The organism is Streptosporangium sp. LJ11 (assembly GCF_051918945.1).
Classification (GTDB): Bacteria; Actinomycetota; Actinomycetes; order Streptosporangiales; family Streptosporangiaceae; genus Streptosporangium.
The window spans coordinates 1-14749 of sequence record NZ_JBPXMB010000042.1; the positions used below are offsets into that span (position 1 = coordinate 1).

Consider the following 14749-nt stretch of genomic DNA (forward strand, 5'->3'; position numbering starts at 1 on the left):
GACGTCTCGAAGACCGTACGCATGCTCGCGTGCCTGGGCCGTGCGGCGGGCCCGGTCGTGGACAGCAGCCCCGTGTCCACGCCCAGACGTTCGGCCAGGTCGGCGCACGGCACGGCACGCAGCAGGCCGGCCGCCAGCTCGATCGCCAACGGCAGCCCGCCGGTCGCGGCGCAGATCGCGGCCACCAGCGGGGCCTCGCGCTCGGGGTCGAACCCCGGCCGGGCCTTGAGCGCCCGCGCGACGAACAACGCCTCGGCGGCCGGCTCGGCGAGCCCCTCCACCGGGACGATCACCTGTCCGGGCACGTCCAGCCGCCGCCGGCTGGTCGCCAGCACCCGCAGGCCCGGCGCCACCCGCAGGATCTCCGCGATCACCCCGTCGAAGGACGGCAGATGTTCGAGATTGTCGAGCACCAGCAGCGTCGAGCGACCGGCGAGGGCGGCGAGCAGCAGCTCGGCGGCGGGCCGCGGCGGGGAGAGGTCCACGCCGAGCCGGCGTGCGAGCGTCGTCACGGCCGCCTCCGCCCGTACCCCGACAAAAGACACGAACGCGACATCCGTCGCGGAGGGGAACGTGGTGTCGTGCTCACCGGGCTTCGCGGAGGAAGGGGAGTCGGCGTCGTGCCTCCCGGTCCCCGTGGAGGTCCCCGTGGAGGTCCTCGCGGGGGAGAGGGACGCGGCATCTCGGTCCCCGGCCTCCGCCGCGGCGATGGCCAGGCGGGTCTTGCCGATGCCGCCCGGGCCCGACAGGGTGATCAGGCGTTCCCGGGACAGCAGGGCACGCAGGCGGCGAATGTCGGACTCGCGGCCGACCAGCTCCGCCCCGGGGACCGGCGGGTCGGCCCGGCGGACGGTCGCGGGCCGGGGCGTGAGGTCCCGGCGGAGCGCGCGGGTCTCGGGTGCGGGATCGACGCCCAGCTCGCGCGCCAGCCGCAGGCGCAGCTCCTCGTAGCAGGCCAGGGCCGCGGCCCGGTTCCCGGACCCGGCCAGGGAGGCGATCAGCACCCGGTGGGCCTCCTCGTCGTACGGGTCCAGCTCCGTCACGATCCTGGCCAGCCGCACGACGTGTTCGCAGGCGGCGGGCCCGGCGCGCACGAGCAGCTCGCGCAGCACCAGCCGGGCCCGCCGCCGCTCGCACTCCAGCCACCCGGCGAACGCGGGCGCGTCCCCGAAGGAGAGACCGTCCAGGAACTCCCCGCGCCACAACCGGAGCGCCCCCGCCACCGTCGGGTCCCGGGTGAGCTGCCGGTAGTCCACGAAGCAGCCGTCGCCGGCGCGCAAGCCGACGTGGTCGCGGGTGATGTCGAGCCAGCCGCCCACGTCCCTGCGCAGCTCCGACAGTGCCAGCCGAAGGCTGCCCCTGGCGTTGGCGTCGGGACGCTCGCCCCACAGCAGCCCCGCGAGCTCGGCCCGCGAGCGCGCCCCCGGCGTGGTGGCGAGGTAGCACAGGAGCGCCCGGGTCTTGGCGGAACGGATCCGCACCGGCCTTCCCCCGACAGCCAGCTCGGGCGTGCCGAGCAGCAGCAGGCTGAAGGAGTCTCCCATACGAGGACGGTAGGCGCGTGCCTGCCGCCCGGCTGTGTCAGAAGGCACGGAGATCGTGTGCTCTATGCCGTTGACCTGTGATCTCACGATGTGCTCACGCCGCGTCCGCGACTCTGATGCCGCGTTTCGCGACGGTCGCGAAGCGTCAGCGTCTCCAGGAGGAGCAGCATGCATTCTCGTAAGGTGATCGCCGCACTCGCCCTGGCCGGAGGTCTGGTGGCGCCGATGGCGCTGGCCGCGACCCCGGCGGCCGCCATGGCCGGCTCGTGCCGCGTGGAACTGTACGACATCGACGCCGGCAACGTAGCCGACCGGGACGGCCGGGACGAGGTCCGGTTCCTGGTCGGTGGGAACCTGTTCCCCACGCTCAACGCCAACTACTTCGGCATGAACGCCGGTGGCGACGGGGATCCCGGCGACTTCGAAGACCCGACCTCGATCATCCAGAGCACCCAGGACGTGGCCTTCGAGCTGCGCGAGACCGACGGCCCGGCCTGGGGGCAGGGCGACCTGCTCGGCACGGTGACCGCCCTCGGCAGCACGTGCGCCGGGCTCGCCACGGGCGCCACCAGGACCATCACGAGGACCCTCACCGGGACCGAGCAGACGGCGTACTCGTACGTGGTCAGCCTTGAGATGACCGCTCTGTAACCGCCCTCGGAGCCGAGGCCGCGCTGCCGCCGCGGGGCAGCGCGGCAAGAGCATCGGCGGCGCGGCCGTCGTCGACGAGGCCATGCCGCCGATGGCCCCGCACCTGCGCGGAAAACCGCCGCCACCCACGGAAGCCTCGACACCGAGATCGGCCTGCCGCCGACCGTGCTGCGGGCCGGCGAGTCCACCCGCTACCTGGTCCCGGAGAAGTTCGCCGACATTCCGCACGACGAGGTCTGATGCGTCTCGGGGACTGCTCCCGCAATGCGAGGAACGCCCTGCTCCTCCTTCAGGAGGAGCAGGGCGTTCCCGGTCGAAGCTCCAGCCGGGACACGGTGGCCGGATGTTCAGCGGATGGTACGGAAGAAGGTGCGCAGCTCGTCCACGAACAAGTCGGGAACCTCAAGCGCGGCGAAGTGCCCGCCGCGGTCGTACTCGGTCCAGCGGGTGATGTTGTTGAGTGGTTCGGCGAAGGAGCGGATCGCGATGTCCTCGGCGAAGTTGGCCACGCCGGTGGGCACCTGGGAAGGCGTGGGCCAGTTGCCGGTGTGCATGGACTCGTAGTACATCTGGGCCGAGGACGTGCCGGTGTTGGTCAGCCAGTAGATCATCGCGTGGGTGATGACGTGGTCGGCTCCGATCGAGCCCGCGGGGTGGGACCAGTCGTGGAACTTCTCGCCGATCCAGGCGAGCTGGCCGACCGGGGAGTCGGCCAGGGCGAAGCCGAGCGTGTGCGGGCGGGTGGCCTGGATCTGGAAGTAGCCGTTGCCGTCGGAGAGGAACTGGTTCATCCGGTCGAGCCTGGCCTGCTCGGCGTCGGTGAGGACCGTGTCCGCGGGCACGTCGCCGAGAGGGATGAACCCGACGGTGGCCGCGTTGACGTGCACACCGGCGACGTGTTCGGGGTCCACCCGCCCGAGGTCGGGCACGATGATCGAGCCGAAGTCGCCGCCTTGCGCCCCGTACCTGTCGTAGCCGAGCCTGGACATCAGCTCGGCGTAGGCGGTGGCGATGCGGCGCGCGTCCCAGCCCGCCGCGGCCGGCCCGGTGAACCCGAAGTTCGGGTGCGAGGGAATCACGAGGTGGAAGGCGTCGGCCGGGTCGTCGGGGTCGGTCAGCGGCTCGATCACATCCAGGAACTCCGCGATCGACCCGGGCCAGCCGTGCGCGAGGATCAGCGGGAACGCCTGCGGGTGGGGTGAGCGGACGTGCATGAAGTGCAGGTCCAGCCCGTCGATCCGGGTGGTGAACTGCGGGTGCCGGTTGAGCCGCTTCTCCGTCGCGCGCCAGTCGTATGTCGTGGTCCAGTACTCGGTCAGTTCCTTCAGATGATCCACCGGCACGCCGCGGCTCCAGCCGACGTCCGGAATCTGGCCGGGCCAGCGAACGGCGGACAGGCGCCGCTGCAGATCGTCCAGCTCGGATTGCGGAATGTGGACCTGGAACGGCTTGATCTCGCTGTTCAACACACGACTCCTCTGTGTCGGCACGAAGCGCTCGGCCGCGTGCGCGGGGTGGTGCCCTGACTGGGCGTGTTCGCGTCGCTGGGCCCGGTCGCGAACCCGCCTGAAGACCCGTGACCGGTGTTCCGGGCGAAGGACCCGCCGGCACCACGCCGTCCGGCGTCTGCTCCGGTCGGCGGCGGTCACTGAGACGATCATGTCAGCCAACGAGGTCAGCTACTGTCCTCGTTGCGATGCACAATGGGGGCATGCTTGAGACGTCCGCCCGGTTGCTCCGGCTGTTGTCGTTGTTGCAGCAGCGCCGGGACTGGACCGGTCCGCAGCTGGCCGAGCGGCTGGGGGTGACGGTGCGCACCGTGCGCCGTGACATCGATCGGCTGCGCGAGCTCGGCTATCCGGTGCACGCCACGATCGGGAACGTCGGCGGATACCGGCTGGGTGCCGGGGCCGCCATGCCACCGCTGCTGCTCGACGACGAGGAGGCCGTCGCGGTCGCGGTGGGGTTGCGCACCGCGGCCAACGGTACGGTGGCCGGGATCGAGGAGACGTCGATGCGGGTTCTGGCGAAACTGGAACAGGTCCTGCCTCCCCGGCTGCGATACCGGGTCGCGACGCTGGACGCGGCCATCGTGGCCCAGCACCGGCCGGGCGCGGTCGTCTCGGCCGAGGCGCTGACCACGATCGCCGCGGCCTGCCGCGACCACCAGCGGCTGCGCATGGACTACCGCAGCCATGACGGCACCGAGAGCACCCGAACGGTCGAGCCGTACAAGCTCGTCCACGCCGGCCACCGCTGGTACCTGGTGGCCTACGACCTCGACCGGGCGGACTGGCGGACCTTCCGGGTCGACCGGCTGCGGACCCGGACCCCGGCCGGTCCCCGGTTCAGTCCCCGCGAGCCGCCCGCCGACGACATCGGCGGGTACGCGTCCTGGGCCGTGGGCGTCGGCCGATATCGCCACCGGGCGCGGTTCACCATGTACGCCCCGGCGGCACGGGTGGCCGAACGGGTGTCGGCCGAAACAGGGGTGATCGAAGCGGTCGACGAGCGCAGCTGCACCCTGTGGGTCGGCTCGGACTCCCTCGACGGGCTCGCCCTGCACGTGACCCTGCTCGGCTTCGAGTTCACCGTCCACGAACCGGCCGAGCTCGTCGAGCGCTTCGGAACGCTGCACGCGCGCATCGGCCACGCGCTCGGCCCATCCGCCGGATGACCGGTGCGCATCCGGCGACGCGCCTCCACCCGCGGGATCCGGCCGCCGACCTCCGGGAGGTCGGCGGCCCGGGTGGACGGACGAGACGGGCGCCGAAAGGGCGGCGAGCCGGCCAAAGCCCTGATCGAAAGTGGGTTGGACCGGGACGTGCGACGGCTGCGGGTGGCGCTGTACATCGCGCCGGCGTCCTGGCTGTTCTACTTTCTCTTGCCGTCGTGGCCCTGGTGGGTGACGGTGCTCGACGCCGTGGTGATGTCGGTGGTCGTGGTGCGGCTCCAGCCGGTGCTGGGACGCGGCGAGGACGTGCTGATCGTCACCGGCGGCCCGCCGGCGCCGCGTGAATCTTTCATCCGGTTCCGCCTGCCGCCCCCGCCTGGACGGCGGGGACGAGGGCGGCGTTTCCCGAGGTCTCGAAGGCTCTTCCCCAGGTCTCGCACGGGCTCAGAGGAGGCGGTGACCGTACGGGCGACGACGGTGTCTGTACATCCTCCGAGAACCGTCCGAACCTGAAACCGCCGACGCAGACGGGCGGCGGCCAACGGGGTGTCTCAACGGGAGGTCGGTCATTAGTGAAACTCGGTAAGGGCTTGTCACGGAACAGGGTTCTGACGTCGGCCGCGGCCACCGCGCTGCTCGCGGCCGGGGCCGTCATAGGCGGCACGGCAACCTCGGCCGACGCGGCGGTCGGTTGCGCTGTGACCTATACCTCGCACACCTGGGGCACCTCGTCGGGCGGCTTCACCGCCTTCATCGACATCACCAACACCGGAGACCCGCTCACGGGCTGGGCGCTGACCTTCACCTTCCCGAGCACCCAGCGGATCACCGGTGGCTTCAGCGCGCAGTGGAGCCAGAGCGGCCAGCGGGTCACCGCCAGAAACCCCGCGTGGGGCGGATCGATCAGTTCCGGAAGGACCTTCAACATCGGCTTCAACGGAACCTGGACCGGCAGCAACCCGCCGCCGACGGACTTCGCCCTCAACGGCGTGCCGTGCACGGTCAAGCTGGTGCCGAGTCCCACCCCTTCACCCAGCCCCTCGCCCTCACCCCCGCGGCTGCGGATCCTCATCTCCCCCTCCGACCTCACGGTGCCCGAGGGCGGCACGGCGAGCGTCCAGGTACGGCTCAGCCAGCGGCCCCCGGGCAACGTCATCGTGGGCACCGCGCGGGTCTACGGCGACACGGACCTGTCCGCCGGACCGCCGCTGACCTTCACCCCGGACAACTGGGACGTCCCTCAACCTCTCACCGTGACGGCGGCCGAGGACGACGACGCGGTGAACGGCTCGGCGACGTTCGACTCCCGCAGCAGCCAGATCACCGGCAGCAGCGCCTTCCTGTGGGAGGCCGTCGAGCAGGACAACGACTAGCGCACCCGCCGCCCGCAGCGCCGCACCGCCCTGTTGAGAGAGGCGGTGCCCCCAGAAGCGGGCATGGGGGCGTCCCGTCGATCCACGGGTGGGTAGACACTGTCTACTGGACGCTGGTAGACAGTGTCTATGCGCGAGGAGGACGCCGGGCTGCGGGCCCGCCTGGTAGAGGTCGGCGTGGATTTGGTGACCCGAGAGGGGACGCAGGCGCTGTCACTGCGTGAGATCGCCCGTCGGGCCGGAGTCTCGCACGGCGCACCGCGCCGCTATTTCCCCACCCACCTGGAACTGCTCTCCGCCATCGCGCGGGAGGGCTTCGCGGCCCTGGGCGCCGAGGTCGTCCGGGCGCTGGACGACGGCCGGGCGGATCCGCGCGCGCAGTTGACGACGCTGGGCCGGGCATATCTCGGCTTCGCGCTGGCCAACCGCGGCATGTATGAGCTGATGTTCCGCCACGACCTGCTCGAGAGCAACCATCTGGGCCTGCGGGAAGCCAGCCTGCCGCTGTTCCACGTCGTGGTGGATCTGCTGACCCGGGCAGGCCTGCGGCCGGGCGTGGACCCGCGGATCGCCGCGGGCGTGCTGTGGGCGAACGCGCACGGCATCGCCCAGCTGTGGGCCTGGGGCAGCCTGCAGCTGACCACCGGATCGACCGAGCTCGAATCGCTGCTGCGGGCCGCGCTGGAGGCGCACCTCGGGCCGGAACCGCGGTGAGACCGGGACGTCACCGCCACCTCACGCTGGCCGGCAGCGTCACGGGGGCGGCCATCGTCGCTCTCGACGGAACCGTGCTCACCATCGCCCAGCCCGCCATGCAACGGGACCTGCACGCCTCGTTCGCGCAGGTCCAGTGGACCAGTACCGGCTATCTCATCGCCGTGGCCGCCCTGCTCGTCCTCGCCGGCAGGCTCGGCGACCGCTACGGTCACCGGGAGGTCTTCGCCGCCGGGACCCTGGGCTTCGCCGCCACCTCGGCGGCGATCGCGCTGGCACCCGGCATCGGCTGGGTCATCGGCCTGCGCGTCGCCCAAGGACTTTTCGGCGCGCTGCTGCAACCGGCCACCCTCGGGATGCTCCGCGCCGCGTTCCCGCCCGACCGGCTCCCGATGGCCATCGCGGTGCGCAACAGCGCCATCGGCCTGGCGGCCGCCGTCGGCCCGCTCCTCGGCGGCGCGCTGACCGCCCACTTCGGCTGGCGTTCGGTGTTCCTCCTGAACATCGCCCCCGCGCTCGCGATCGGCGTGGCGGCTCTGGCCGTCCGCGCACCGGCACCGCGCGGCACCGGCACCGGCACCGGTGTCGGTGCCGGCCGGCTCGGCCTGACCGGCGCCTGCCTGCTGGCCGCGGCCCTGGCGTGCCTGATCCACACCCTGGCAGAGGCACCGCGCGCGGGATGGACCGCGGGCACCGCGCTCAGCCTGACCGCGGCCGTCGCGGCGGGCGGCGCGTTCGTCCGGCACCAGCGGATCGCCGCCCACCCGCTGGTACCCCGGCACGTGCTCGCGTCGGGGACGCTGACCGCGGCGCTGGCGGTCCTGCTGACAGCCGCCGCGGCGATGTTCGGGGCACTGTTCGTCGGCAGCTACTTCCTGCAGGAGGTCCTGGCGCTGGACCCGCTGCAGGCCGGGCTGCGCATGCTGCCGCCGGCGGTGATGATGGTGGTCGGCGCGCCGGTCGCCGCCGTGCTCCTGCGCCGGCAGGGTCCCCGACGGACGGCCCTGGCGGCGATGGCCCTGGTCAGCTTGGGAATGCTGCTGTTGGCCGGCGCGGACCGGCCGGCGGCCTCGCCGGTGATGACGGGGGCGTTCCTCATGCTGGGCGCCGGCTTCAGCACGGTGATGGTCACGGCGACGGCCGTCGTCGTGCAGCAGGCATCCGCCGACGACGCGGGCGTGTCCGGCGGACTGAAGCAGACCGTCATGAACATCGGCCCGGCGCTGGGCATCGCCCTGGCCACCACGTCGATCACGCTCATCGCGCCCGGCCTGGCCGCCGGACACGCCGGTGGCGGGGGACCGCGGTGGACGGCCGCGGCCTTCGGCGGCGCGATGGGGCCCACGCTGCTGCTTCTCGCCGCCGTCGCCGCGCTCGGCGTCCCGGCGGCGGCCAGGCTGCCCTCTCACGCCGCCCGCCGGTAGCGGCGGCGGGCTGCCGCGTCACCTGTGACGGCCTCCCCCGAACGTGTCCCTAACCCCGAAGTAAGCCGATCTGCGCGGGTCACCCGGCTTGCGAGAAGATCGTGTCCTCGGCAATGGAGACGGTCACGACTTTTGAGAACACGCACGGCTGAGAGGCAAAATCCGCTTGACCGGGAACTCGGTGCGGACATCCCGGATGTGGGTCACCGGCCACAGCAGCCAGCGGCCCACGGCGGGTCGTCCGGCCGCGTGAGGACGAGCAGCGCGCGTTGCGGGCCTCTGCGGCCCGGCTCGGTGGAGCGACCGTCTCGGTGGGGGGCCGTGGTGTGGCGTGGGCGCGTGCCCGAATCACCGGCGGGGTTCGGTTGCCGCTGCCGCTCGGGCCGGTCACAGCCGCGATCTGACCGCGCCGGACCCGCAGGTGCGCCCCCGGGCGATGAACCGGTCACCGAGACGCAGGTGCAGGTCCTGCAAGTGCAAGATCGGATCCATGGCGTACGGGTCCTTGTCTGCGAAAGCGGCGCAGGCACGCCGCCATGGCGCACCGCTCGGCGAAAATGGTGAGGCTCGCCGCGCACGGATCATGGCGGGCTCTACGGCGCCGGGGAGTGAGGGCCGCCATCTCGGGGCGGCGCCGCCGGGGTGGCGGTCAGGGCGGTCAGCCGGTCGACGCGCTCGGTGAGCTGGGACATGAGATCTTCGAAGATCTCGTCGGTGTCGATCGGCCCGGGATCGGGAACCGACCAGTGCACGCGCCGGGGGTCGGGGCCCAGTTCCTCATAGGCCTTGTCGCAGACGGCGACGACCAGGTCGCCGGGGTCGAGCACGTCGCGGATGTGGGCGGTGTGAGAGCGGCCCAGGTGCAGGCCGTGGCGGCGGGCGGTGCTGACGGCTCGCGGGTTGAGGTAGGGGCCGGGGTGGGTTCCGGCGGAGGTGACCGGGATGTGGCTGCGGGCCGCCCACAGCGCGGCGCCCAGCGGTGAGCGGGCGCCGTTGCGGGTGCACCGAACACCACCCTGGGCGCAGCGACGGTCGTGGCGGCGCTGAGAGCCTCCAGGGGCGCCGACACCGTCTCGGTCATCGACACCGCCACCGGCGGTGCCCGCCGCCGTGACCCACCCGGCCTCGCCGCCGGACCCCCTCGTTCATGCGCGTGGTCTTCACCGGCCCGGTCGCCATCGCACTCGTCAACACCGCCGACTCGTCCGCAGGTGGGCAGGCGGCCGTGGCTGACACCGACCCGGCGATGGCCGAGAAGGTGGCGTTCGTGCGCTGCGCCTCGTGCTGGGAGTCGATGGGAGACCGGCCTCGCGAGCATGGCGTCCCGGCCTGCCGTGCGGCCGTCGACGTCGCCGAGAACGCCTCCTGGACTGAGGTGGCGTGGGAGGCGACCGACCCCTACGTCGTCGCCGAGCAGCTCACGGCCACACAGGCAGCAAGTTTTTTCTCATCGCCGATGGCTGTTCCGCTGTTCCTCAGCCCCGTGTCTCTGCCGTGTTTCGGTGGCACCCCGTATGGGCTCGTGCCGCCCTAACGGGTCTCGGCGCGCGACAGCGGCGACGTGAGCAGCGGGACCACGCAATTGCCCGACGCGGTCGCCTCATAGATCCACGCCGAACCGTCGGGCGCGGTGTAGAGGTGCCTGGTGGTGACGGACACGCCTGAGCAGACCTCGCCCGCCGCGGCGGCCTGCTGGTTCAGCGCGGCGCGGGCGTTGCCTTCGGCGGCCGCCCTTCCCGCATTCGGGCTGGGGCCCCAGCCCGAGGAGGTGGCCGAGCGATAGGTGGCGGCGAGGGCGGTGGGAGCGAACAGCACCGCGCCGGCGGTCAGCGTCAAGGCGATGACGAGGACGAGGCGCAGAACCCGGGCAGGATGACGAACGCTGAGTGCCATGGTGTCCCTCTCGCGGGAGGCCGGAGGTTCGAGATTGTCACCATAAGACCGGGCAGGTCGGACCGACCAGCGCCGGGGGCGCGGGCAGGCATCCGCGCACGTCGAGGCTGAAATTTTCACGCAGGCCCGCGGCACAAGCGGTGAGCGGGCCTCTTAACTAGTACTGGACGATGTGACCGGGTCGCGCGGCCGCCGTCTTAGCGCCGCTGCCGGTCAACGGTGCCATGATGTCGGCGATGTACGTGATAACGACCCTTTATCCGATATATAGGACTCGATCCGTCTGGCGCGTTCCCGCGCCTTCCCTCCAACCTCCGAACAGCGGGAATGCGATCCCATGCACGATCGACTGCGGGTTTTGGGCTTATGCGGACTGAGCTTCTTGCGGCGCGTGGGAAGCGATTCGGCCGGCAACGACACCCTCTGGGGCGGCCGCGGCCGCGACGTCCTCGTCGGCGGCACCGGCGACGACTTCCTGAACGGCCGTGGCGGCAACGACACGACCGACGGCGGCGCCGACACCGACACCTGCACCGGCGAGACCGAGGAGAACTGCGAGTTCTGAGCGACCGGCCTCGCGGGAGCGGGCCGGTGGCGGGCCGGGCGTCCGATGGGACGCCCGGCCTTTTCGGGAACGCATGTTCCGTCCTTTTGGCTCAGGTCGGCTGAGCTGCGCGAACGCCTGGCTTGGGGCTGATGGTGCGAGTCTTGCCGACACCCCGTATTGGATCGGACGGGGAAACCCGCCGGGAGTGGTCACGGCAGGGTGCCCCGGTCCGACCCAACCCAACATCCCCGGTCGCCTTGAAGGAAGCCCGCGGGACGGGGGCAATGATCGCTCTCGTCCGTGCCTCTACAACGCCCGCTGGAACTCCGGCAGCAGTTCCTCCAAGAGCCGCAGCTCGGCTGCGAAGAACTCCAGCGACACGGCGGAGTCCGCCGGGCCGATCGGCCAGTCGGCCACCTGCCCGGCCTGCTCCAGCTTCGTCCTTCGCAGTGCCGGCAGGATCGCCAGGCGGTCCGTCAGGCCATAGGCGTCGACCAGGATCCGCAGCCGGGACGCCAGGTCGGGCAGTGGATCGAACCCGGACTCACGCAGCTGCCCTGGACGGGCGATCGGCAGGAACGCCCAGGCTGCCGCGGCCAGCTCGGTGACCGGCTCGATCGGCCCGGCCGCGTCCCAGTCGATGAACGCCACCGGCAGATCGCCGCGGTAGACGGTGTTCCACGGCCCCAGGTCGCCGTGTGAGACGATCTGTTCCCGGCCGCGCGGGTGCGGCCGGAACCGGTAGCCGGTCTCGGACGGGACGAACCCACCGACGGCACGGTGCAAGCGGGCCAGCAGCCGGCCGACCGCCGCCAAGCCCTCCTCACTTCGGGCGCAGGAGGGAAGCCGGGCGCCCCGGCCCGGCTCCCACTCCGGATCGGAGGCCACCTCTCCCTCCAGGAAACTCAGCACCTCGGTGTCCCCTTCGGTGCCCAGCACCCGCGGCGCCCCGTCGAACCCGACGGCCTCCAGGTGCCGCAACAGCTCGTGCACCGCCGGCGACCACGGCCCCATCGGCCGCCGCACCACGTGACCACGCCGGGTGACCCCGCCGGTCATCCGCCCGCCGGACAGCGGCACGTCGCCATGCAGGCCTGTGTTCTCGCGCATCGTCCCAGTATCGGGGCCAAAACCGCAGCAACGAGATCATCTTGAGTCGCCGGTCGGGCCCCGGGTACGAGGCAGGCGGTGACGCGGGTGGCGCTGGGAGTCGGTGAGCGGCAAGACTCGATGCCGGTGTGGATGAAGATGCGGCGGAAGGCGATGCCGGCACGTTCTCGGCCCACCCGAGGAGAAAGCGAAGTCGGGGTGTCGTGAAGAGTTGTGTCACCAGGTAGGGGTTCCGGTAGCAATGAGGAGATTTCCAACGAGGCACCGTCTGACCTGCGCTGACGAAGGTGTCGTAGAAGCCGGGGTTCAGCTGTGGGTGACCGTGCCCGGCCCGACGGCCGGGCACGGCCGTCAGGTCACTCGACCATGATCTGATAGACGGCCTTGGCCGGCCCGGCCGTGGCATCCCCCGACCACAACGCGAGGTAGCTGTACCTGCCGGCGATGGCGGGCGTGTCGGTGAACGTGTACGTGCCGTCGGCGTTCACGCTCACCGGCGGCAGCTTGACGCTTCCGCCGCTGACGTTGTCGACGTACACGCTGCGCTGCACGGTGAGCGTGGCCCCCGGCGATGGCGGCTCGCCACCCGCCGTCAGCACGCCGGTCAGCTCCATGGCCGTGCCGACGACGCCTGACTGCGGTCCTTCCATGGTGAGGGTGGACACGTGCCTGACCATCACGGTGGCGGAGGCGCTGCTTCGGCGGTAGCGGTCGTCGCCGTCCCAGAACACGAAGTAGGTCACCTCGCCGATGTCCGGCGGCGTGTCCTCGAAGGTGAACGTGCCGTTCTTCTGCGTCGTCACGCCGGTGATCTGCTTTTTCCTCCCGTCGGGCAGGCGCCGGGTCACCGCGAGCGGCTTGAGCCCGAGCGCCTTGCCGTCGGCGCGGGTGAGCCGCCCCTCGACGGTGACCGGCGAGCCGGCCCACGCGCGCGCCGGGGCCGTCACCGTCAGATCGGACGCCGGCAGCGCGACGCCCGTCACCCGCCACAGCAGCAGCCGGCCCGCGGAGCTCCGCAGCAGCACGAAGACGTCCGGGCCGGAGAACGCGACGCCGTCCGGGAGCGTTTCGGCGTCCGGCTGGTCGGCCGCGAACATCGCCGCGCCGGTCGCGGCGTCGTAGAGCGTGAGGTCGGTGCTGCCCCACTGGCGTCCCGCGGCGACGTAGGCGCCGCCCGCGCCGAGCGCCACGGCCGACGGATACCCGTCCCAGCCGTCGCCGTAGGTGCCGGTCGCGGCCAGGGTCGTGGTGTCGTACCTGGAGAAGTGCCCGGGGGCGTCGGCCGCGGCGAACAGGGTGGTGCCGTCGGAGGTCAGGGCGAGGTCGCGCAGGTAGTCCATGCGCCACTTCCTCCCGTCGATCGTGCCGCGCAGCTCCGGGGTGCCGCCGCCGACGTCGTAGACCAGCATGTCGGCGTGGTGCAGGCCGGTCCGGCCGACCACGAGCGTGTCGCCGCCGGCCGCGAGCACGGGAGCGCTCAGGTGCTCGCCCCCGACCGCCACCGGCGCCGGTGCGGCCGCGCCCAGATCCAGGCCGACGACGCCGCCATGGCCGTCGTCGCACCCGTGCCCCACCCACAACCGCTCGCCCAGCAGCGCCAGGGTTTGCGGGCACGGGTGGGCCGACAGGTCGATCCGCCGGGTGACGGCGAGGCTCGCGGTGTCGATCTCGGCCACCTCGTTCGAACCGGTGAGCGCCGCGTACAGGCGGGTGTCGTCCGCGTTCATGGCCAGTTCGCGGATGTCGGACAGGCCGGTGACGACGCCGCCGGTGAGGTTTCCGCCGGTGTCGGCCACGATGATCCGGTCCTCGGCGGCGACGAACACCCGGCCGCCGCCGACGGCCAGGTCGGCGGCATAGGAGCCGAAGGTCACCCCGAGGTCGGTCGTGGTGTCGGCCGCCGAGGCGGCGGGGGCCGCGACGGTGAGCAGGCCGGTGAGCAGGCTGGTGAGCAGGCCGGCGGCGCCGCAGTGAGCGGCTAATCGGCGAACCAGCGGATGGCGCACGAGGACCTCCTGCATGAATGGGAACATATGTTCTAATAACGTCTTATGGGTGCTCCCACGTCAAGATCGGCCGATCGCACGACACTGAACCGTGATCAAGTACACCCCGCCCCGGTCGAGAGAGCGCGTTCTCGGAGGGCCTCACCGTGCGGACGTTCAAGGTCGGTGACGTCCGGTTGGGGGAGGAGCCGCCCGCGCCACCCGCGGTCGCGGCGCAGGACTCGAACACGAGCGGACTCCACAACCAGGCCGCCGGTCGTGACCTGGGGGCCTTCTACGCCCGCTATCGCGTGTTCACCAGGGGAACCCGCGAAGGAGGAGTGCAGAACAACCCCTCCGACGCCTTCTACGTCAGAATCAGGCCCGGCACCCCGTAATCCACCCTCCACCAGGAGGGGGCGTCTCGCGAGACGTCCCCTCCTTCGAGAGGCGGCCATGCAGTCACCGACCTACCTGCACGACCTTCTGGTCTCGACTCTCTTCACCGAAGGGCTCGACGTACGCCTCGACCGTGAGGCCGCCGGAAGGCCGGGGAGGCGGCTCGGGACGCGGTCGAGTTCGTGCACCAGCAGCGCGGTGACCGCTCCCATGTGCTGATGCCGTGGATCCCACAGTCCCTGAGCGTGCTCCGTGGCCCGGTAACGGCCCTGGCCGAGCGAGACGTACATCGCCATGGAACAAGATTCTGGAGCCGTAGCGAGTCGCTGTCCGATCTGCCGCATTCGATAGGGATTTCCCCGATTACTCGGGGGTGGGCCCAACGCCATCGTTGCTCCTGGAAGCGCCCCGGCAGCGGGCCGGGCGCGCCGATCG

The 14749-nt window shown here is 71.7% G+C and carries 15 protein-coding genes and 1 pseudogene; 9 read left to right on the plus strand and 7 right to left on the minus strand.

The genetic code is table 11. From position 1 onward, the window contains the following. Positions 1 to 1544 (minus strand): AfsR/SARP family transcriptional regulator (locus ACTOQ3_RS39625; protein WP_440088919.1); only part of this gene is annotated, 1544 nt, incomplete at its 3' end. A 168-nt stretch (positions 1545 to 1712) separates the two neighbouring features. Here ACTOQ3_RS39625 and ACTOQ3_RS39630 point away from each other — a divergent pair. Then, positions 1713 to 2195, plus strand: a complete 483-nt coding sequence (locus tag ACTOQ3_RS39630; RefSeq protein ID WP_440088921.1) for a hypothetical protein — start codon at positions 1713 to 1715, stop codon at positions 2193 to 2195. Between the two features lie 347 nt (positions 2196 to 2542). On the opposite strand, the gene ACTOQ3_RS39635 is transcribed toward ACTOQ3_RS39630, so the two are convergent. Then, the gene (locus ACTOQ3_RS39635) at positions 2543 to 3664 is read right to left on the minus strand and encodes an epoxide hydrolase family protein (RefSeq protein WP_440088923.1); all 1122 of its coding nucleotides are present in this window, start codon (positions 3662 to 3664) and stop codon (positions 2543 to 2545) included. Positions 3665 to 3906: 242 nt separating this feature from the next. On the opposite strand from ACTOQ3_RS39635, the gene ACTOQ3_RS39640 reads away from it, so the two are divergent. Beyond that, positions 3907 to 4872: a helix-turn-helix transcriptional regulator gene (locus ACTOQ3_RS39640; RefSeq protein WP_440088925.1), complete on the plus strand. Its 966-nt coding sequence runs from the start codon at positions 3907 to 3909 to the stop codon at positions 4870 to 4872. Positions 4873 to 5069: 197 nt separating this feature from the next. Here the strand turns inward: ACTOQ3_RS39640 and ACTOQ3_RS39645 are convergent, their stop codons facing one another. Continuing rightward, the gene (locus ACTOQ3_RS39645; RefSeq protein ID WP_440088927.1) at positions 5070 to 5222 is read right to left on the minus strand and encodes a hypothetical protein; all 153 of its coding nucleotides are present in this window, start codon (positions 5220 to 5222) and stop codon (positions 5070 to 5072) included. 237 nt (positions 5223 to 5459) lie between these two features. On the opposite strand from ACTOQ3_RS39645, the gene ACTOQ3_RS39650 reads away from it, so the two are divergent. From ACTOQ3_RS39650 to ACTOQ3_RS39660, 3 genes are all read left to right on the plus strand, one after another. Further along, on the plus strand, positions 5460 to 6242 hold the full coding sequence (locus ACTOQ3_RS39650) for a cellulose binding domain-containing protein (RefSeq protein WP_440088928.1): 783 nt from the start codon (positions 5460 to 5462) through the stop codon (positions 6240 to 6242). Positions 6243 to 6371: 129 nt separating this feature from the next. Beyond that, positions 6372 to 6956, plus strand: coding sequence for a TetR/AcrR family transcriptional regulator (locus ACTOQ3_RS39655; protein WP_440089000.1), 585 nt, complete (start codon positions 6372 to 6374; stop codon positions 6954 to 6956). Beyond that, the gene (locus tag ACTOQ3_RS39660; RefSeq protein ID WP_440088930.1) at positions 6953 to 8380 is read left to right on the plus strand and encodes an MFS transporter; all 1428 of its coding nucleotides are present in this window, start codon (positions 6953 to 6955) and stop codon (positions 8378 to 8380) included. The genes ACTOQ3_RS39655 and ACTOQ3_RS39660 overlap by 4 nt, the downstream gene beginning before the upstream one ends. Positions 8381 to 8973: 593 nt before the next feature. Here ACTOQ3_RS39660 and ACTOQ3_RS39665 read toward each other — a convergent pair. Next, positions 8974 to 9372, minus strand: a pseudogene (locus ACTOQ3_RS39665) (arsenate-mycothiol transferase ArsC); the annotation flags it as partial. 155 nt (positions 9373 to 9527) lie between these two features. On the opposite strand from ACTOQ3_RS39665, the gene ACTOQ3_RS39670 reads away from it, so the two are divergent. After that, positions 9528 to 9914: a hypothetical protein gene (locus ACTOQ3_RS39670; RefSeq protein ID WP_440088931.1), complete on the plus strand. Its 387-nt coding sequence runs from the start codon at positions 9528 to 9530 to the stop codon at positions 9912 to 9914. Here ACTOQ3_RS39670 and ACTOQ3_RS39675 read toward each other — a convergent pair. Next, positions 9911 to 10273 (minus strand): hypothetical protein, encoded by a 363-nt coding sequence (locus tag ACTOQ3_RS39675; protein ID WP_440088932.1) that lies wholly within the window; start codon positions 10271 to 10273, stop codon positions 9911 to 9913. The two genes, ACTOQ3_RS39670 and ACTOQ3_RS39675, sit on opposite strands and share 4 nt — an antisense overlap. 391 nt (positions 10274 to 10664) lie before the next feature. On the opposite strand from ACTOQ3_RS39675, the gene ACTOQ3_RS39680 reads away from it, so the two are divergent. Continuing rightward, a complete protein-coding gene (locus tag ACTOQ3_RS39680) occupies positions 10665 to 10838 on the plus strand; it encodes a calcium-binding protein (RefSeq protein ID WP_440088933.1) in 174 nt (57 codons plus the stop codon). A 288-nt stretch (positions 10839 to 11126) separates the two neighbouring features. Here ACTOQ3_RS39680 and ACTOQ3_RS39685 read toward each other — a convergent pair whose 3' ends face one another. Further along, positions 11127 to 11930 carry a phosphotransferase gene (locus tag ACTOQ3_RS39685; RefSeq protein WP_440088935.1) on the minus strand — a complete coding sequence of 268 codons (804 nt, stop codon included), beginning with the start codon at positions 11928 to 11930 and terminating at the stop codon, positions 11127 to 11129. 356 nt (positions 11931 to 12286) lie between these two features. Further along, entirely contained in the window at positions 12287 to 13951 is a 1665-nt protein-coding gene (locus tag ACTOQ3_RS39690; RefSeq protein ID WP_440088936.1) for a hypothetical protein, read from the minus strand. A gap of 131 nt (positions 13952 to 14082) precedes the next feature. Between ACTOQ3_RS39690 and ACTOQ3_RS39695 the strand changes: the two genes are divergently transcribed. Next, a complete protein-coding gene (locus tag ACTOQ3_RS39695; RefSeq protein WP_440088937.1) occupies positions 14083 to 14313 on the plus strand; it encodes a hypothetical protein in 231 nt (76 codons plus the stop codon). Positions 14314 to 14371: 58 nt separating this feature from the next. After that, positions 14372 to 14533 (plus strand): hypothetical protein, encoded by a 162-nt coding sequence (locus ACTOQ3_RS39700; RefSeq protein ID WP_440088938.1) that lies wholly within the window; start codon positions 14372 to 14374, stop codon positions 14531 to 14533. Positions 14534 to 14749: the final 216 nt, after the last annotated feature.

Bases quoted from the DNA above. Each gene is read 5' to 3' on its own strand.
- ACTOQ3_RS39630 (WP_440088921.1), top strand. From the start codon at position 1,713: ATGCATTCTCGTAAGGTGATCGCCGCACTCGCCCTGGCCGGAGGTCTG.
- ACTOQ3_RS39640 (WP_440088925.1), top strand. From the start codon at position 3,907: ATGCTTGAGACGTCCGCCCGGTTGCTCCGGCTGTTGTCGTTGTTGCAG.
- ACTOQ3_RS39645 (WP_440088927.1), bottom strand. From the start codon at position 5,222: ATGAAAGATTCACGCGGCGCCGGCGGGCCGCCGGTGACGATCAGCACG.
- ACTOQ3_RS39655 (WP_440089000.1), top strand. From the start codon at position 6,372: ATGCGCGAGGAGGACGCCGGGCTGCGGGCCCGCCTGGTAGAGGTCGGC.
- ACTOQ3_RS39670 (WP_440088931.1), top strand. From the start codon at position 9,528: ATGCGCGTGGTCTTCACCGGCCCGGTCGCCATCGCACTCGTCAACACC.
- ACTOQ3_RS39675 (WP_440088932.1), bottom strand. From the start codon at position 10,273: ATGGCACTCAGCGTTCGTCATCCTGCCCGGGTTCTGCGCCTCGTCCTC.
- ACTOQ3_RS39685 (WP_440088935.1), bottom strand. From the start codon at position 11,930: ATGCGCGAGAACACAGGCCTGCATGGCGACGTGCCGCTGTCCGGCGGG.
- ACTOQ3_RS39690 (WP_440088936.1), bottom strand. From the start codon at position 13,951: ATGCAGGAGGTCCTCGTGCGCCATCCGCTGGTTCGCCGATTAGCCGCT.
- ACTOQ3_RS39700 (WP_440088938.1), top strand. From the start codon at position 14,372: ATGCAGTCACCGACCTACCTGCACGACCTTCTGGTCTCGACTCTCTTC.